This is a genomic window from Citrobacter sp. T1.2D-1 (genome assembly GCF_950098555.1).
In the GTDB taxonomy this organism is placed as follows: domain Bacteria; phylum Pseudomonadota; class Gammaproteobacteria; order Enterobacterales; family Enterobacteriaceae; genus Citrobacter_A; species Citrobacter_A telavivensis.
In genome coordinates this window covers 231,920-249,751 of sequence record NZ_CATNHH010000034.1, presented here as the reverse complement: position 1 = coordinate 249,751, position 17,832 = coordinate 231,920, and the positions used below count along the sequence as shown (strand labels likewise).

Sequence of the window (17,832 nt, the reverse complement as noted above, 5' to 3'; positions counted from 1 at the left end):
CGCAGGGAAGTATGCAGTGGCGGAGGTGTAAGGTGTTAACGCGTGATTTCTTGATGAATGCCGATTGTAAGACGGCATTTGGTGCTATTGAAGAATCACTCTTATGGTCAGCAGAACAACGTGCGGCGTCCCTTGCGGCGACGCTGGCTTGTCGACCAGATGATGGACCGGTGTGGATCTTCGGTTATGGATCGTTGATGTGGAACCCGGCGCTAGAATTTGATGAGTCATGCACCGGTACGCTGGTGGGATGGCATCGGGCATTTTGCCTGCGTCTTACGGCAGGGCGCGGAACCGCGTGCCAGCCGGGGCGAATGCTTGCACTGAAAGAGGGCGGGCGCACCACTGGCGTGGCCTATCGTCTCCCGGATGCTTCGCTTGAGCAGGAGTTAACCTTGCTGTGGAAGCGAGAAATGATCACCGGTTGCTATCTGCCAACCTGGTGCCAACTGGCGCTGGACGACGGGCGAACGGTGAATGCGCTGGTGTTCATTATGGACCCGCGCCATCCGCTGTATGAGTCGGACACGCGTGCGCAAATTATCGCCCCGCTGATTGCTGCCGCCAGTGGGCCGCTTGGCACCAACGCGCAGTACCTGTTTTCGCTCGAACAGGAGTTGCAGAAACTGGGAATGCAGGATGAATGTCTTAACGACCTGGTGACTAACGTTCGGGGGTTGTTAGGTGAATCTCTGCCGGAAGGTGTTTTGCGCCCGGGTTTCGCGTGAGGCTTATATAAACCCGGTAGGCACAGGCGCTACCGGGCAATTCGCGTATCAGGCGGCGATATAACTGATGGAATGTTCAAGCGACTGGCTATGGCTGTCGATCAATACATTCCAGACGCCGGTATACGGTACGGTCAACCACGCGTTATCACGATTTTGCACGCTTAATATGTCGGTCTGCGCGTCTTTAACGTGATTCTTCTCGCTCATCAGATGAATGTGGCAACACTCAGAACAGCGTACGACCACAGTATCCCCACCAAATAACTTCAAACTTGCCTTTACTAATGCCATTTCTCACCCCGTATTGAAAACAACGTACTTCCCTTAGGAAGTGCTGCGTGATGTTGTTCACATTTTACCCATGAGGCATAACACCAAAGAGTTAGGCTTCGGATGCTGATTTTGATCAAAAAATGGCATAACGATTAAACAATAGTGACAAAATGCCTGAGAAAAGCGTGATCGGGCGCACTTACTTTTGGTAAAGATACGCCCCAATAAGATTAAATTCGGAAATTACCGGCTGTTTCAGCAAGCTCACCTGAAAAGAGTGATTAGAACGTCAGAACTTTGTCGGCGGCCAGCGTCCACTGCGCCAGTTCTACCAGCGTGCCGACTTCCACGCCGTCAATCAGCGGCAGCGCCGTGATCCCGCGTCCGTCTGTGCAGGTCTTGCACAGTTTGACCGGGACATTCTGGGCGGTGAGAATCTCCAGCATCTGCTGAATGTTATAACCTTCTGCGGGCTTCTGACCGCGTAAACCCGCCGTGACGGCATCCGACATCAGAAACAGTCGCAGGTCGAGATCGCCCGCCTGTTCACGTAACGCGATCGCCAGTCTCAGGCTGTTGAATAACGATTCGCTACCGTATGCCGCACCGTTGGCAATGATCACTATCTTTTGCATGTTGACTCCTGTAAGCAGGGAGGTTTGATTTGTCAGCCCGTTATGTTACCGCGCAAGCGGAGTGTTACCAATGAAAGTCTGACGAAAAGGAATACCAGGCAAGAGTAAGGATATTCCTGAAAGTGTGAGAAAGTCTGCAAAACATCCCTGAGTCAGGTAAGCTTTTAACGAGTTAAGTTAACTGAACTGTGTAAGAAGCCATCGTCGATTTGAGCCGTTTTGTATCGCATCCCGTCCCTCTCTGGTTACTCTTGCTGCTGGCAGGCGGTACGGCCAGTGCACAATCCTCCTTTATGCAACAGGCCGAAAATCCCTTTGACAATAATCAGGACGGGCTGCCCGATCTGGGGATGGCGCCCGACTCGCATGAAGGCGAAAAACATTTCGCCGAGATGGCGAAAGCCTTTGGCGAGGCGAGCATGATCGACAACGGTCTTGACACCGGTGAGCAGGCAAAACAGTTTGCCTTTGGCCAGGTGCGCGACGCGGTGAGTGAGCAGGTGAATCAACACCTGGAATCCTGGCTGTCGCCGTGGGGCAGGGCCAGCGTCGACGTACAGGTCGATAACGAAGGCAATTTCAACGGCAGTCGCGGAAGCTGGCTCGTTCCCTGGCAGGATAACTCGCGCTACCTCACCTGGAGTCAACTGGGGCTTACCCAGCAGGATGACGGACTGGTGAGTAATGTGGGTATCGGCCAGCGCTGGGCGCGCGACGGTTGGCTGCTCGGCTATAACACCTTCTACGATAATCTGCTGGATGAAAACCTTCAGCGCGGTGGACTGGGTGCCGAAGCGTGGGGGGAATACCTGCGACTTTCGGCCAATTATTACCAGCCGTTTGCCTCATGGCGCGCCCATACGCCGACGCTGGAGCAACGAATGGCGCGCGGTTACGACGTCACGGCTGAAATGCGAATGCCGTTCTACGAATTTCTCAACACCCGCGTCAGCGTGGAGCAATATTTTGGCGACAGTGTGGATCTGTTCGATTCAGGAACGGGCTATCACAACCCGGTGGCGGTGAAGTTGGGGCTGAACTACACTCCGGTTCCGCTGGTGACCGTAACCGCTCAGCACAAGCAGGGAGAGAGCGGCCTCAGCCAGAACAACCTCGGACTGAACCTGAATTACCGCTTCGGCGTGCCGTTGAAAAAACAGTTGGCGGCAAGCGAAGTGGCGGAAAGTCAGTCGCTGCGCGGAAGCCGCTATGACAATCCGCAGCGCAACAACCTGCCGACGATGGAGTATCGTCAGCGTAAAACCCTGAGCGTATTTCTGGCGACCCCGCCGTGGGATCTGCATGCGGGCGAAACGGTACCGCTAAAATTACAGGTACGCAGTCTGCATGGCATTCGCCATATCACCTGGCAGGGGGATATGCAGGCGCTGAGTCTGACGGCGGGCGCAAACGCAGAAAGTGCTGAGGGCTGGACGGTCATTATGCCGGCCTGGGACAGCAGTGAAGGCGCGAGTAACCGCTGGCGACTGTCGGTGGTGGTGGAAGATGAGAAGGGGCAGCGTGTCTCTTCCAATGAGATCACGCTCGCGCTAACTGAACCGTTTATGACAATGCCAGAGGACGATCCGCGCTGGAGGTTGCTCCCGGAGGAGTAATCAGAAGATGCGTTCCTGATGCACCCACACTGCCGCTTCGACGCGTGATTTGAGCTTCATTTTCTTCAGCATATGCTTCACGTGGACTTTCACCGTGCTTTCGGTGATATCCAGACGGCGGGCAATCATTTTGTTCGGCAGGCCCTGGGCGATAAGCTTCAGAATGTCGCGCTCACGTGGGGTCAGTTGCGTGACGTCGCGATCGGAGGTGGCTCGGTTGGCGCGCAGGCTGGCAGCCAGTACCGGCGTTAACGCTTCGCTTAATACCATCTCTCCGGCAGCGGCCTGCTGTAACGACTTAAGCAAGTCTTCCGGTTCCATGTCTTTCAACAGATAACCGTCAGCGCCGCGCTTGAGCGCCGTCACGACATCCTCTTCATGATTCGACACGCTGAACACCACAATTCGACCGGACAGCGCCTTCTCACGCAGTTTGTCGAGGGTTTCCAGCCCGTTCATCCCCGGCATGTTCAGGTCGAGCAGGATCAGATCCGGGTCAAGCGATTCGGCCAGTTCGATACCCTGCTCGCCGTTACTGGCTTCACCGACCACGGTAATATCGGGTGCCATGCTGACAAGCTGTTTGACGCCTGTCCGCAGCATCGGATGATCGTCGATGAGCAGGATAGTTGCCGGTTCCTGATTATTCATGGGTATCTCCTTGAACTTCTGTGAAGTATTTTTCGGGAATAAAGGTGACAGCGACTTCAGTACCGCCCGTCTCGCGACGGCGTACCTGGCAATCTCCGCGCAGGCTCTGCGCCCGGTCGCGCATGATGATCATGCCATAGTGGTTACTGCGTTCGGCATTCTCAGGAACGCCGCAGCCGTTGTCTTGTACAGTCAATTTAACCTGCTTGCCCTTTAGCGCTACGTTGACTATCACTTCATCAGCGTGAGAGTGCTTAAGCGCATTGCTTAAGGCTTCGCGGGCAATTTGCAGTAGATGAATCGCCTGATGCGAAGGCACCAGACGCGGTGGTAGCTGATAATCCAGTTTCACCGTAAAGCCAAAACGGGCGCTGTATTCCTGACAACTGGCTTCCAGCGCCGGGCGCAGACCGGGCTCGGTCAACTGTAAGCGGAACGTGGTCAACAGTTCGCGCAGTTGCGCCCATGAAGCGTTCAGTTCGTTGCGGATCTGGCTCAGCAGGTCGCGGCTACTGTCCGGCAACGTCTCTCCCTGCATTTGCAGGCAACTGACCTGCATCTTCATACAGGACAGTGATTGTGCAATAGAATCATGCAGTTCGCGCGCAATGGTTGCACGCTCTTCCATGACAATCAACTGCTGCTGGCGTTCCTGATTGCGATCCAGCGCCAGCGTTGCGGTGAGTTGTTCCACGACGGTATCCACCAGTTGTTGCTGATCGTGACTCAGGTGACGCCCCTGCGGCAGGGTCGCCAGTAAAATGCCGTATTGGGTGTGGGTGTCCGTTAAGCGCCATTTCAGCGTCATTCCCCCTTCAATTTGCGGCAGCGCGTCGCGCGGGCAGAGATGGCACCCCTTATCATCACAGCTGATATCGGACTGGCAGGTAAATTCCTGATGGTTATCTTCGTCTTCCTGGTCATACACCCGCAGTTCGATGTCATGCATTTGGGTCAGGTTTTGCAGACCGTTCAGCACCGGGGAGAGCCGTTCGCAAAGCGGTACCGGTGAATGCAGACGACGGTTCGCCTGCCAGAGAAAAGAGAGGATCTGGTTTTTCTGCTCCAGCCCGGCGGTTTTTTCCCTGACGCGCTGTTCGAGCACCGAATAGCTTTCCGCCAGTTCGTCTGACATGTTATTAAGCGCATCGCCGAGCATCGCCATCTCATTGCGCCCGCCGATCTGCGCGCGCTGAGTGAAGTCGCGCTGGCTGACGGCACGGGCCATCGACAGCAGTTGTTTCCACGGCTGAAGCAGACGCGCCCGCAACCAGATAATGGTAAAGACCAGCAGCAGCGCCATGAAAATCGCCATCACCCGGTGCACCATTACCACGCGTTCGATGCGCATTTCGGTGATGTGATCAAACGCGGAGACGAGCCTGTCAAGACCGGTGACGAACTGGCTGACGTCGGCGGCGACGGCCTCTCTGCTGCTGGCCTGTTGCAGGCCAGGAGACAGTTCGCGATGCCAGTAATCCTGGAGTGCACGCAGTTGCGCCTGCTGGCCGTCGCGTTCTGCCGCACGGGTTAGTTCCGGGCTGAACGCCGTCTGTTCCATCTCATTAAGCAGTTTCTGGTCGTCAGCGTTCAACGGCACCGCCGCGAGCAGGCGATAGCTTTGCATCCGCAGTGAGCCCGCTTTATTGATGGCGTGCGCGCTGCCCTGTACGCCCTGGACTAGCCAGCCAGAGACAGCCATACCCGCCACGCCAATGGCGGTAGAGAGCATCACAATGAGCGCCACCTGGTTAACCAGCGTGAGCGGAGAGAGACAACGTTTTAGCATAAAACCTTCTTCCTTCAGGCCTCCGGACAGCGAATGTGGAAACCTTAATGAATGACGAGACTGCCGGTCAGAATTGGGCAGTGGCGTTATTCTCGACCATCCCCTGGAGTATACCCATACCTAAAACGAGTTACCTCTTAATTGCCGCGATCGGAGAGGATTTGAGGAAGGGGGTACCTGCGGCGGGCAGCACTGTGAAAAACCACGTATTTCTTGTCGAATTATTCTACTCACTTAGGGTGATCATGATTTTTTTGCTGTGATATCGACAACTTTTCCTTTGATTTATATCAACTTACCTTGCGCTGTAAACCCTAATGTTGCAGGCATCGAATCGAGTATCAGAGGTGTCTATGAGTCACTCATCCGCCCCGGAAAGGGCATCTGGAGCTGTAATCACAGAATGGCGGCCGGAAGACCCGGCGTTCTGGGCGCAGCGAGGTCAACGTATCGCCAGTCGCAACCTGTGGATTTCCGTCCCTTGTCTGCTGCTGGCGTTTTGCGTCTGGATGTTGTTCAGCGCTGTTGCGGTGAATCTGCCGAAAGTCGGCTTCAACTTTACGACTGATCAGCTGTTTATGCTGACGGCATTACCGTCGGTCTCCGGCGCGTTGTTACGTGTGCCTTACTCTTTCATGGTACCGGTCTTTGGCGGCCGTCGCTGGACCGCGTTCAGTACCGGGATCCTGATTATTCCGTGCGTCTGGTTAGGGTTTGCGGTGCAGGATACTTCCACACCGTTCAGCACCTTCATTTTGATCTCTTTGCTTTGCGGTTTTGCCGGCGCGAACTTTGCCTCCAGTATGGCGAACATCAGCTTCTTCTTTCCGAAACAGAAGCAGGGCGGTGCGCTGGGGCTGAACGGCGGTTTGGGGAATATGGGCGTCAGCGTCATGCAACTGGTTGCGCCGCTGGTGGTCTCTCTGTCGATATTCGCCATCTTTGGCAGCCACGGGGTTGAACAACCGGACGGTTCACAGCTATATCTGGCGAATGCCGCGTGGGTCTGGGTACCGTTTCTCGCTCTCTTTACGCTGGCGGCCTGGTTCGGCATGAACGAACTGGCGACGTCGAAGGCGTCACTGAAAGAACAACTGCCGGTCCTCAAACGTGGTCACCTGTGGATCATGAGCCTGCTCTATCTGGCGACTTTCGGCTCGTTCATCGGGTTTTCCGCAGGCTTTGCGATGCTGTCAAAAACGCAATTCCCGGAGATTCAGATCCTGCACTATGCATTTTTTGGTCCCTTTGTCGGCGCGCTGGCGCGTTCGGCGGGCGGGGCTATCTCTGACCGTTTAGGCGGGACGCGCGTCACGCTGGTGAACTTCGTGCTGATGGCCATTTTCAGCGGCCTGCTGTTCCTGACGTTACCGACCAACGGGACCGGCGGCAGTTTCATCGCCTTCTTCGTGGTCTTCCTTGCGCTATTTATGACGGCAGGGCTGGGCAGTGGTTCCACCTTCCAGATGATCTCCGTTATCTTCCGTAAGCTGACGATGGATCGCGTGAAGGCGGAAGGCGGCTCTGAAGAGAAAGCGATGCGCGAAGCGGCGACCGATACGGCGGCAGCGTTAGGCTTTATCTCAGCGATTGGGGCCATTGGCGGCTTCTTTATCCCGAAAGCATTTGGCACCTCGCTGGCCTTAACCGGCTCGCCGGTTGGCGCGATGAAAGTCTTCCTGATCTTCTATATCGCCTGTGTGGTTATCACCTGGTTGGTATACGGACGGCATTCGAAAAAATAAAAAGAGCAGTCATGTATTACTCACTTGCGCGGCGTTAGACCGCGCTTTTTTTGTATCTTATTTAGTTACAACATACTTTTGGTTTGTTGTTCGCACCGTTCTGCCACCCCCTCAGCCGGAGGGTGTCTCCAGGGGGCATACCCCTTAATACCCACTTGTAAAGAATTAAACACTCGCCGAATGCGTGATGAATAAAATAATCAATTAAATCAATACAATAAATGAAATAATCAAATCATCCGAAAGGGGTATGTCCAGATTTACTCCCCGTTTTCATCCCTTTCCACCTTGATCGTTATCAATTCTCACGTCCTTTCAGAGCGTTACCTTCGCTCTCAATCAAGCAATGTCGATTTATCTGAATGTCGATTTATCAGAGAGCCGTCAGGCTCCACAGGAGAGAACCGATGAGTAAATTCCTGGACCGATTTCGCTACTTCAAGCAGAAGGGTGAAACCTTTGCCGATGGGCACGGCCAGCTTCTCGAAACCAACCGGGACTGGGAGGATGGATATCGCCAGCGTTGGCAGCACGACAAAGTTGTGCGTTCAACCCACGGGGTTAACTGCACCGGCTCATGCAGCTGGAAAATCTACGTTAAAAATGGTCTGGTGACCTGGGAAACCCAGCAAACGGACTACCCACGTACCCGTCCGGACATGCCAAACCACGAGCCTCGCGGCTGTCCGCGCGGCGCCAGCTACTCCTGGTATCTCTACAGTGCTAACCGTCTGAAATATCCGCTGATGCGCAAACGTCTGATGAAGATGTGGCGTGAAGCGAAGAAACTGCACAGCGATCCGGTTGACGCCTGGGCCTCCATCATCGAAGACGCCGATAAAGCAAAAAGCTTCAAACAAGCGCGAGGTCGTGGTGGTTTCGTCCGCTCCTCCTGGCAGGAAGTCAATGAACTGATTGCCGCCTCCAACGTCTATACCGTGAAAACTTACGGCCCTGATCGCGTGGCTGGTTTTTCGCCGATCCCGGCGATGTCAATGGTCTCCTATGCGTCCGGTGCACGTTACCTCTCCTTGATTGGCGGGACCTGCCTGAGCTTCTACGACTGGTACTGCGACCTGCCTCCGGCCTCACCGCAGACCTGGGGTGAGCAGACTGACGTGCCGGAATCCGCTGACTGGTACAACTCCAGCTACATCATCGCCTGGGGTTCTAACGTTCCCCAGACCCGTACGCCGGATGCCCACTTCTTTACCGAAGTCCGCTATAAAGGCACTAAAACCGTTGCGATAACGCCGGACTACGCTGAGATCGCCAAACTGTGCGACCTTTGGCTGGCCCCGAAGCAGGGGACTGATGCGGCGATGGCGCTGGCAATGGGTCACGTCATGCTGCGTGAATTCCATCTCGACAACCCGAGCCAGTACTTTACCGACTACGTGCGTCGCTACACCGACATGCCAATGCTGGTGATGCTGGAAGAGCGTGACGGTTACTATGCTGCGGGTCGTATGCTGCGCGCCGCAGACCTTGTTGACGCGCTGGGCCAGGAAAACAACCCGGAATGGAAAACCGTTGCCATCAACAGCAATGGCGATATGGTCGCGCCGAACGGTTCTATTGGTTTCCGCTGGGGCGAGAAGGGCAAATGGAACCTTGAGCAGCGCGACGGGACGACCGGTACCGAGACGGAACTGCAATTGAGTCTGCTGGGCAGCCAGGACGAGATCGCCGAGGTGGGCTTCCCGTACTTCGGCGGTGAAGGCACCGAACACGTTAATAAAGTGGCGCTGGAAAATGTGCTGCTGCACAAACTGCCGGTTAAACGCCTGCAACTGGCGGACGGCACCACGGCGCTGGTCACCACCGTTTACGATCTGACGATGGCCAACTACGGTCTGGAACGCGGTCTGAACGATGCTAACTGCGCAACCAGCTACGACGATATCAAAGCGTACACCCCGGCGTGGGCAGAGCAAATTACCGGCGTTCCGCGTGCGCAGATCACCCGCATCGCGCGTGAGTTTGCCGACAATGCGGATAAGACGCACGGTCGTTCGATGATCATCGTCGGTGCCGGTCTGAACCACTGGTACCACCTCGATATGAACTATCGCGGGCTTATCAACATGCTGGTGTTCTGTGGCTGTATCGGCCAGAGCGGCGGCGGTTGGGCGCACTATGTCGGCCAGGAAAAACTGCGTCCGCAGACCGGCTGGCAGCCGTTGGCGTTTGCCCTTGACTGGCAGCGTCCGGCACGTCACATGAACAGTACGTCGTACTTCTACAACCACTCCAGTCAGTGGCGATATGAGACGGTTACCGCACAGGAGCTGCTGTCGCCGCTGGCGGATAAATCGCGCTACAGCGGACATCTGATTGACTTCAACGTGCGTGCCGAGCGCATGGGCTGGCTGCCGTCTGCACCACAGCTTGGCACCAACCCGCTGACCATCGCACAAGAGGCGAAGAAGGTCGGGATGACGCCGGTGGATTACACCGTCAAGTCGCTGAAAGACGGTTCGATTCGTTTCGCGGCCGAACAGCCGGAAAATGGGAAAAACCATCCACGCAACCTGTTCATCTGGCGCTCCAACCTGTTGGGCTCCTCCGGTAAAGGTCACGAATTCATGCTGAAGTACCTGCTGGGAACCGAGCACGGTATTCAGGGCAAAGACCTGGGCAAGCAGGGCGGCGTGAAGCCGGAAGAAGTGGAATGGCAGGACAACGGTCTCGACGGCAAACTGGATCTGGTGGTAACGCTGGACTTCCGTCTGTCGAGCACCTGTCTGTACTCCGATATCGTGCTGCCAACCGCTACCTGGTATGAGAAAGACGACATGAATACCTCGGATATGCATCCGTTTATTCATCCGCTTTCCGCCGCCGTTGACCCGGCATGGGAATCAAAAAGCGACTGGGAAATCTACAAAGCTATCGCGAAGAAATTCTCAGAAGTGTGCGTGGGGCACCTCGGGAAAGAGACGGATGTCGTCACGCTGCCAATTCAGCACGACTCTGCCGCCGAACTGGCACAGCCGCTGGATGTGAAGGACTGGAAAAAAGGCGAATGTGACCTGATTCCGGGCGTTACCGCGCCGCATATCCTGACCGTTGAACGTGATTATCCGGCAACGTATGAGCGTTTTACCTCGATTGGTCCGCTGATGGAGAAAATCGGTAACGGCGGTAAAGGGATCGCCTGGAACACGCAGAGCGAAATGGATCTGCTGCGCAAGCTTAACTACACCAAGGCAGACGGCCCGGCGAAAGGCCAGCCAATGCTCAATACCGCCATTGACGCGGCAGAGATGATCCTGACGCTGGCCCCGGAAACGAACGGTCACGTGGCGGTGAAAGCCTGGGCGGCGCTCAGCGAGTTTACCGGTCGCGACCATACCCATCTGGCGACGAACAAAGAAGAGGAAAAAATCCGCTTCCGCGATATCCAGGCCCAGCCGCGCAAAATCATCTCCAGCCCGACCTGGTCCGGTCTTGAAGACGAACACGTCTCCTACAACGCGGGCTATACCAACGTTCATGAGCTGATCCCGTGGCGCACGCTGACCGGTCGCCAGTCGCTGTATCAGGATCATCAGTGGATGCGTGATTTCGGCGAAAGCCTGCTGGTTTATCGTCCGCCAATTGATACCCGTTCGGTGAAATCGGTGATGGGCGAGAAATCCAACGGTAACCCGGAAAAAGCGCTCAACTTCCTGACGCCGCACCAGAAGTGGGGCATTCACTCCACCTACAGTGACAACCTGCTGATGCTGACGTTGGGGCGCGGTGGTCCGATTGTGTGGATGAGTGAAGTGGATGCCAACGATCTGGAGATCAAAGATAACGACTGGATCGAAGTGTTCAACAGCAACGGTTCGTTAACTGCGCGCGCAGTGGTGAGCCAGCGTGTACCCGCGGGTATGACCATGATGTATCACGCACAGGAACGTATCGTGAACATTCCTGGCTCAGAAATCACCGAGCAGCGCGGCGGTATTCATAACTCGGTCACCCGTATTACGCCGAAACCAACTCACATGATCGGCGGCTATGCGCAGTTGGCCTACGGCTTTAACTACTACGGTACCGTCGGTTCGAACCGCGATGAGTTCGTGGTGGTACGTAAGATGAAGAACATTAACTGGTTGGATGGCGAAGGCAATGACCAGGTACAGGAGAGCGTAAAATGAAAATTCGTTCACAAGTCGGCATGGTGCTGAATCTCGATAAGTGCATCGGCTGTCACACCTGTTCCGTGACCTGTAAAAACGTCTGGACCAGCCGTGAAGGTGCTGAATACGCGTGGTTCAACAACGTTGAAACCAAGCCTGGCACCGGCTTCCCGACCCACTGGGAAGATCAGGAAAAATACAAGGGCGGCTGGATCCGAAAAATCAACGGCAAAATCCAGCCGCGCATGGGCAACCGTGCGATGCTGCTGGGTAAAATCTTTGCTAACCCGCATCTGCCGGGCATTGATGACTACTACGAGCCGTTTGATTTCGATTATCAGAACCTGCATAACGCAGCCGAAGGTAAGCATCAGCCGATCGCGCGTCCGCGCTCGCTGATTACCGGTCAGCGGATGGCGAAAATCGAAAAAGGGCCGAACTGGGAGGACGATCTGGGCGGTGAGTTTGAGAAGCTGTCGCAAGACAAGAACTTCGAAAACATGCAGAAGGCGATGTACGGCCAGTTTGAAAACACCTTCATGATGTATCTGCCGCGACTGTGTGAACACTGCCTCAACCCGGCGTGTGTGGCGACCTGCCCGAGCGGCGCCATCTATAAGCGTGAAGAAGACGGCATCGTGCTGATCGACCAGGACAAGTGCCGTGGCTGGCGGATGTGTATCACCGGTTGCCCGTACAAAAAAATCTACTTCAACTGGAAGAGCGGTAAGTCTGAGAAGTGCATCTTCTGCTATCCGCGTATCGAAGCCGGTCAGCCGACCGTGTGCTCCGAAACCTGCGTGGGCCGTATCCGTTACCTTGGCGTGCTGCTGTATGACGCGGATGCGATTGAAAGTGCAGCAAGCACCGAGCATGAGAAAGATCTCTACCAGCGCCAACTGGATGTGTTCCTCGATCCGAACGATCCGGCGGTCATTGAACAGGCGCTGAAAGACGGTATTCCGGTGAGCGTCATTGACGCGGCGCAGCAGTCGCCAGTTTATAAAATGGCAATGGACTGGAAGCTGGCACTGCCGCTACATCCGGAATATCGCACGCTGCCGATGGTGTGGTATGTACCGCCTCTGTCACCGATTCAGTCGGCGGCGGATGCGGGCGAACTGGGCAGCAACGGCATTCTGCCTGACGTGGACAGCCTGCGGATCCCGGTTCAGTACCTCGCTAACCTGCTCACCGCAGGTGATACCCAGCCGGTATTGCTGGCGCTGAAACGTATGCTGGCGATGCGCCACTACAAACGTGCGGAAACGGTTGACGGCAAAGTGGACACCCGCGCGCTGGAAGAGGTGGGCTTAAGCGAAGCACAGGCGCAGGAAATGTACCGTTACCTGGCGATTGCCAACTACGAAGATCGCTTCGTGGTACCGAGTAGCCACCGTGAACTGGCGCGTGATGCATTCCCGGAGAAAAGCGGTTGTGGCTTTACCTTCGGCGACGGTTGCCACGGTTCTGATACTAAGTTCAACCTGTTTAACAGCCGCCGCATTGATGCCATCGATGTGACCAGCAAAACGGAGCCGCACCAATGATTGAACTCGTCATTGTTTCGCGTCTGCTTGAGTACCCGGATGCTGCCCTGTGGCAGCATCAGCAGGAACTGTACGATGCACTCGCGTCATCTGAAAATCTCAATAAAGAGGATGCGCATACGCTCAGCGTTTTCCTGCGCGACTTAACCGCTCAGGAGATGCTGGATGCGCAGGCCAATTACAGCGAACTGTTCGACCGCGGTCGGGCAACCTCGCTGTTGCTGTTCGAACACGTCCACGGTGAGTCTCGCGACCGCGGTCAGGCGATGGTTGACCTGATGGCACAGTACGAGCAGCACGGTTTACAGCTCGACAGCCGTGAGCTGCCGGACCATCTGCCGCTGTATCTGGAGTATCTGGCACAGTTGCCCAAGCGCGAGGCGCTGGGCGGGTTGCAGGATATTGCTCCGATTCTGGCGCTGCTGGGTGCGCGTCTGCAACAGCGTGAAAGCCGCTATGCGGTACTGTTCGATCTGCTGCTGAAACTGGCGAATGCGACTGTCGACAGCGACAAAGTCGCGGAGAAAATTGCGGATGAAGTTCGCGATGATACGCCGCAGGCGCTTGATGCGGTCTGGGAAGAAGAGCAGGTGAAATTCTTTGCCGATCAGGGCTGCGGCGAGTCTGAAATTTCCGCTCATCAGCGTCGTTTTGCCGGAGCCGTTGCGCCGCAATATCTGAATATCACCACCGGAGGACAGCAATAATGCACTTCCTGAATATGTTCTTCTTTGACATCTACCCGTACATTGCCGGGTCCGTGTTTCTGATTGGTAGCTGGTTGCGTTACGACTATGGTCAGTACACCTGGCGTGCCGGGTCCAGTCAGATGCTGGATCGCAAGGGGATGAACATGGCATCGAACCTGTTCCATTTTGGGATATTGGGGATCTTTGCCGGCCACTTCCTCGGCATGCTGACGCCGCACTGGATGTATGAAGCCTGGCTGCCTATTGAAGTGAAACAGAAGATGGCGATGATTGGCGGCGGTGCGGCGGGCCTGATGTGCCTTGTCGGCGGTGTACTGTTGCTTAAGCGTCGTCTGTTCAGCCCACGCGTGCGGGCAACCACCACCGGAGCCGATATCCTGATCCTTTCGCTGCTGGTGATCCAGTGCGCGTTGGGACTGTTGACTATTCCGTTCTCCGCCCAGCATATGGACGGTAGCGAAATGATGAAACTGGTGGGCTGGGCACAGTCTGTGGTGACCTTCCACGGCGGCGCGTCTGCGCATCTGGAGGGTGTGGCGTTTATCTTCCGTCTGCATCTGGTGCTGGGGATGACGCTGTTCCTGCTGTTCCCGTTCTCCCGGCTGGTACACATCTGGAGCGCGCCGGTCGAGTACCTGACGCGCAAATACCAGATTGTTCGCGCCCGTCACTGATACGGTTTTTGTGCTACTAAACCCTGCTCCGGCAGGGTTTTTTTATGGGGTCGTGCGACCTGAATTGTCGGATGGCGCTACGCTTATCCGACCTACATGATGGCGAACTGGTAGGCCCGGTAAACGAAGTGCCACCGGGCAAAGGTTACCTGCTGAAACGCTTTCTCGCTTTGCTCGAATCGAACCTTAATCGACACTTCTCATCCTTCCCGCATGGGCAGAATATAGGGCATTAGAGTTTGGATTTAAACGGGGACAATAGGGAAGTGATGGTGGCGGGGGAAGGATTATTCGTCGCTTCGCTCCTCACCCTTCGGGCCGTTACCTACGGTAACGTTCTCTCGCTTTCGCTCGAGTCGAACCTTAATCGAAGGCTCTCACCCTTCCCGGTAAGTGCAAACTTCTGCATAACTTATCGGGGTTGCTACATTGCCGTAGCAAATAATGGTGGCGGGGGAAGGATTCGAACCTTCGAAGTCGATGACGGCAGATTTACAGTCTGCTCCCTTTGGCCGCTCGGGAACCCCGCCAGGGGTGTGATGCTTTGATATCTCGAAAGAGATGGTGGTGGGGGAAGGATTCGAACCTTCGAAGTCGATGACGGCAGATTTACAGTCTGCTCCCTTTGGCCGCTCGGGAACCCCACCACGGGGTTTGGTGTTTCATAGCCTGAAGGATTATCGTTACATGCGGTAACGCTCTCTCGCTATGCTCGAGTCGAACTTCGAAGTCGATGACGGCAGATTTGCAGTCAGCTCCCTTATGATCGCTCGGGAACCCCACCACGGGGTAATGCGCTTTACTGGCCTGCTTCCATTTCGGGAAGCGGGGCGCATCATATCAAATGATGCGCCCCTGTAAAGCATTCCGGTGAGAAAAATAAACTGGTTGCCTGATTTTTACCCGCAAAGGCGTAAAGCTAACCAATTCATTTCTCAGTCGATTAAAGAATAATCGTCCGATTGCCGTAGACAAATACGCGCTGGGCAAGCACCTGATACAACGCGCGGCTCAGCACGTTCTTTTCGACGTCGCGCCCGGCTCGCATCATATCTTCCGCCGTGTAGGTGTGATCCACATGAATAACGTCCTGCATGATGATCGGACCTTCGTCCAGATTGTCATTCACATAGTGCGCCGTCGCGCCGATGATTTTCACTCCGCGCTCGTAAGCCTGGTGGTAAGGTCGTGCACCAATGAATGCCGGCAGGAATGAGTGGTGAATATTGATAATTTTGTTCGGGAAGCGGGCCACAAATTCCGGCGTCAGCACGCGCATATATTTCGCCAGCACCACGTAATCCGGTTGGTGTGCGTCAATCGCGTCCGCCATCTTCTGGTCGTGCTCTTCGCGGGTTAAACCTTCATGACTGACCAGTTCGAAGGGAATTTCAAAACGCTCAACCAGCGAACGCAGCGTTTCGTGATTGCCAATCACCGCGGCAATATCCACATCCAGCCCGCCATAGTTGGCTTTCATTAACAGGTCACCCAGACAATGCGCTTCTTTGGTGACCAGAATCACCACGCGACGACGTCCGGCGGGATTCAACTCACGAATGGAGCCTTCCGGCAAGGCGCTGTCCAGATCGGCCAGCAGCGTGGAGTCGTTAAAAATCCCTTCCAGTTCGGTACGCATGAAAAAGCGCCCGGTTCGGTGGTCTACAAACTCATTGTTCTGCACAATATTCAGTTCATGTTTGTAGCAAATATTCGTAATCCGCGCGATAAGCCCTTTCTGGTCAGGGCAGATGGTACGAAGCACTTTTCGTTGTAAAGAATGCATTGCAGCGGTAATCCTGTTGATGATGTTTGCTAAGTGAATACTGTCGGGCAGTTGACTAGCCGCAGCATTTTTTAAATTTTTTACCTGAACCACAAGGGCAGGGGTCGTTACGTCCCAATTGCGGGCGTGTACCATCGATATAGTACCACTGACCGTTTTCTTTTAAAAAACGAGAACGTTCAATGATCGCCCCCGGTTTATCGTGTTCGCGAAAACGGGCGACAAAACTGACGTAGCCGGTGTTGTCGGCCTCAGAGACGGTGTGCTCGAAAACGGTTAGCCCCAGCCATTCGGTCGTGGCAAATCCTGCACCGATCTCATCCCGAAAACGGGCCGCGTGACAGGTCGGATGCCAGGTCCTGATTAAATAATCTGCGTCTTTCATCACAAAAGCGCAGTAGCGCGAACGCATGAGGTGCGATGGATCGGGTGCGACTTGCTCACCAGACAGATATCGGTGGCAACATAGGCTATACTCGACTGCGCTACCACAGGGACAACGTTGAGACACAAAAAACTCCCTGATAAAAAAACGGCGTATAAAAAAAGCCTGGGTAGCACTATGTTAACTGAGCGTTGGAGATGTTGCTACGCCCGTAAGCCAGGGGAAGTCTGTCGGTCAAATGAGAAAAATGAAAATAGGTCTGGCGCTAGGCTCAGGTGCTGCGCGAGGCTGGTCGCATATTGGTGTCATCAAAGCCCTCAAACACATGGGCATTGATATTGATATCGTTGCAGGGTGTTCCATCGGTTCGTTGGTCGGTGCCGCCTATGCCTGCAATAAATTGCCCGCGCTTGAAGAGTGGGTTTGCTCGTTCAGCTATTGGGATGTCCTGCGTCTGATGGACCTGTCATGGCGAAGGGGCGGACTGCTGCGCGGCGAGCGCGTCTTCAATCAATACCGCAACGTCATGCCTGTGGCCGAAATTGAGCAGTGCAGTCGTCGTTTCGCAACGGTGGCGACCAATCTCAGTACGGGACGCGAATTATGGTTTACTGAAGGCGATCTCCATCTCGCCGTTCGCGCCTCCTGCAGTATCCCTGGCCTGATGTCTCCCGTCGCCCACAATGGCTACTGGCTGGTGGACGGCGGTGTCGTTAACCCGGTTCCCATCTCTTTGACCCGCGCACTGGGCGCGGATATCGTGATTGCCGTCGATCTGCAACACGACGCGCATCTGATGCAGCAGGATTTGCTGTCGTTGAACGTCAGCGATGACAGTCCGGAGGGTGATGATGAAGGACTCTCCTGGCACGCACGCCTGAAAGAGCGGCTGGGTAATATCACCGCACGCCGCGTGGTGACCGCACCAACCGCGATGGAAATCATGACCACCTCGATTCAGGTGCTGGAAAATCGCCTGAAGCGTAACCGCATGGCGGGCGATCCGCCGGACATATTAATTCAACCTTTCTGTCCACAAATCTCCACCCTGGATTTTCATCGTGCCAGCGCTGCCATAGAAGCAGGGCGGTTAGCGGTAGAGAAAAAGATGGACGAACTTTTGCCTCTGGTGCGTGCCGGCGTTTGACGCACCA

The 17,832-nt window shown here is 55.2% G+C and carries 14 protein-coding genes, 2 tRNA genes and 1 other RNA gene; 8 read left to right on the top strand and 9 right to left on the bottom strand.

Translation table 11 applies throughout. From position 1 onward, the window contains the following. The first annotated feature begins 32 nt into the window (after positions 1–32). Positions 33–728 (top strand): gamma-glutamylcyclotransferase, encoded by a 696-nt coding sequence (locus QQZ17_RS19335; RefSeq protein ID WP_152404306.1) that lies wholly within the window; start codon positions 33–35, stop codon positions 726–728. A gap of 48 nt (positions 729–776) precedes the next feature. On the opposite strand, the gene QQZ17_RS19330 is transcribed toward QQZ17_RS19335, so the two are convergent. Both QQZ17_RS19330 and QQZ17_RS19325 read right to left on the bottom strand, forming a co-directional pair. After that, a complete protein-coding gene (locus QQZ17_RS19330; protein ID WP_046481060.1) occupies positions 777–1,022 on the bottom strand; it encodes a DUF1883 domain-containing protein in 246 nt (81 codons plus the stop codon). 263 nt (positions 1,023–1,285) lie between these two features. Next, entirely contained in the window at positions 1,286–1,639 is a 354-nt protein-coding gene (locus QQZ17_RS19325; protein ID WP_152404307.1) for a DsrE/DsrF/TusD sulfur relay family protein, read from the bottom strand. Positions 1,640–1,848: 209 nt separating this feature from the next. Between QQZ17_RS19325 and QQZ17_RS19320 the strand changes: the two genes are divergently transcribed. After that, a complete protein-coding gene (locus QQZ17_RS19320; RefSeq protein WP_152404308.1) occupies positions 1,849–3,255 on the top strand; it encodes a YchO/YchP family invasin in 1,407 nt (468 codons plus the stop codon). On the opposite strand, the gene narL is transcribed toward QQZ17_RS19320, so the two are convergent. Continuing rightward, positions 3,256–3,906, bottom strand: a complete 651-nt coding sequence (gene narL, locus QQZ17_RS19315; RefSeq protein ID WP_042318615.1) for a two-component system response regulator NarL — start codon at positions 3,904–3,906, stop codon at positions 3,256–3,258. It abuts the gene before it with no gap. Continuing rightward, positions 3,899–5,695, bottom strand: coding sequence for a nitrate/nitrite two-component system sensor histidine kinase NarX (gene narX / locus QQZ17_RS19310; protein ID WP_152404309.1), 1,797 nt, complete (start codon positions 5,693–5,695; stop codon positions 3,899–3,901). Before narX ends, narL begins: the two co-directional genes overlap by 8 nt. Before the next feature lie 353 nt (positions 5,696–6,048). On the opposite strand from narX, the gene QQZ17_RS19305 reads away from it, so the two are divergent. From QQZ17_RS19305 to narI, 5 genes are all read left to right on the top strand, one after another. Further along, a complete protein-coding gene (locus QQZ17_RS19305; protein WP_152404310.1) occupies positions 6,049–7,440 on the top strand; it encodes a NarK family nitrate/nitrite MFS transporter in 1,392 nt (463 codons plus the stop codon). A gap of 407 nt (positions 7,441–7,847) precedes the next feature. Then, complete coding sequence (locus QQZ17_RS19300) at positions 7,848–11,591, top strand: nitrate reductase subunit alpha (protein ID WP_152404311.1); 3,744 nt, start codon at positions 7,848–7,850, stop codon at positions 11,589–11,591. After that, positions 11,588–13,123 carry a nitrate reductase subunit beta gene (gene narH, locus QQZ17_RS19295; RefSeq protein ID WP_152404312.1) on the top strand — a complete coding sequence of 512 codons (1,536 nt, stop codon included), beginning with the start codon at positions 11,588–11,590 and terminating at the stop codon, positions 13,121–13,123. Before QQZ17_RS19300 ends, narH begins: the two co-directional genes overlap by 4 nt. After that, complete coding sequence (gene narJ / locus QQZ17_RS19290; RefSeq protein ID WP_152404314.1) at positions 13,120–13,830, top strand: nitrate reductase molybdenum cofactor assembly chaperone; 711 nt, start codon at positions 13,120–13,122, stop codon at positions 13,828–13,830. Before narH ends, narJ begins: the two co-directional genes overlap by 4 nt. Beyond that, positions 13,830–14,507: a respiratory nitrate reductase subunit gamma gene (gene narI / locus QQZ17_RS19285; RefSeq protein ID WP_152404316.1), complete on the top strand. Its 678-nt coding sequence runs from the start codon at positions 13,830–13,832 to the stop codon at positions 14,505–14,507. Before narJ ends, narI begins: the two co-directional genes overlap by 1 nt. A 270-nt stretch (positions 14,508–14,777) precedes the next feature. Here the strand turns inward: narI and QQZ17_RS19280 are convergent. The 5 genes from QQZ17_RS19280 to QQZ17_RS19260 form a co-directional block, all read right to left on the bottom strand. After that, positions 14,778–14,909, bottom strand: a non-coding RNA gene (locus QQZ17_RS19280) — RtT sRNA. Between the two features lie 43 nt (positions 14,910–14,952). Then, positions 14,953–15,037 (bottom strand) — tRNA-Tyr (locus QQZ17_RS19275). A 32-nt stretch (positions 15,038–15,069) separates the two neighbouring features. Further along, a tRNA-Tyr gene (locus QQZ17_RS19270) sits at positions 15,070–15,154 on the bottom strand. A gap of 296 nt (positions 15,155–15,450) precedes the next feature. Further along, the gene (gene purU, locus QQZ17_RS19265; RefSeq protein WP_152404318.1) at positions 15,451–16,293 is read right to left on the bottom strand and encodes a formyltetrahydrofolate deformylase; all 843 of its coding nucleotides are present in this window, start codon (positions 16,291–16,293) and stop codon (positions 15,451–15,453) included. Between the two features lie 55 nt (positions 16,294–16,348). Next, a complete protein-coding gene (locus QQZ17_RS19260; RefSeq protein WP_152404321.1) occupies positions 16,349–16,804 on the bottom strand; it encodes a YchJ family protein in 456 nt (151 codons plus the stop codon). A gap of 112 nt (positions 16,805–16,916) precedes the next feature. Here QQZ17_RS19260 and rssA point away from each other — a divergent pair, with 112 nt between their 5' ends. After that, positions 16,917–17,825, top strand: coding sequence for a patatin-like phospholipase RssA (rssA, locus tag QQZ17_RS19255; protein WP_152404323.1), 909 nt, complete (start codon positions 16,917–16,919; stop codon positions 17,823–17,825). Positions 17,826–17,832: the final 7 nt, after the last annotated feature.

What these genes read in the sequence shown, in the direction of transcription:
- narX (WP_152404309.1), bottom strand. Translation starts at nt 5,695, where the DNA reads ATGCTAAAACGTTGTCTCTCTCCGCTCACGCTGGTTAACCAGGTGGCG.
- narL (WP_042318615.1), bottom strand. Translation starts at nt 3,906, where the DNA reads ATGAATAATCAGGAACCGGCAACTATCCTGCTCATCGACGATCATCCG.
- narH (WP_152404312.1), top strand. Translation starts at nt 11,588, where the DNA reads ATGAAAATTCGTTCACAAGTCGGCATGGTGCTGAATCTCGATAAGTGC.
- narJ (WP_152404314.1), top strand. Translation starts at nt 13,120, where the DNA reads ATGATTGAACTCGTCATTGTTTCGCGTCTGCTTGAGTACCCGGATGCT.
- narI (WP_152404316.1), top strand. Translation starts at nt 13,830, where the DNA reads ATGCACTTCCTGAATATGTTCTTCTTTGACATCTACCCGTACATTGCC.
- QQZ17_RS19305 (WP_152404310.1), top strand. Translation starts at nt 6,049, where the DNA reads ATGAGTCACTCATCCGCCCCGGAAAGGGCATCTGGAGCTGTAATCACA.
- purU (WP_152404318.1), bottom strand. Translation starts at nt 16,293, where the DNA reads ATGCATTCTTTACAACGAAAAGTGCTTCGTACCATCTGCCCTGACCAG.
- rssA (WP_152404323.1), top strand. Translation starts at nt 16,917, where the DNA reads ATGAGAAAAATGAAAATAGGTCTGGCGCTAGGCTCAGGTGCTGCGCGA.
- QQZ17_RS19300 (WP_152404311.1), top strand. Translation starts at nt 7,848, where the DNA reads ATGAGTAAATTCCTGGACCGATTTCGCTACTTCAAGCAGAAGGGTGAA.
- QQZ17_RS19330 (WP_046481060.1), bottom strand. Translation starts at nt 1,022, where the DNA reads ATGGCATTAGTAAAGGCAAGTTTGAAGTTATTTGGTGGGGATACTGTG.
- QQZ17_RS19325 (WP_152404307.1), bottom strand. Translation starts at nt 1,639, where the DNA reads ATGCAAAAGATAGTGATCATTGCCAACGGTGCGGCATACGGTAGCGAA.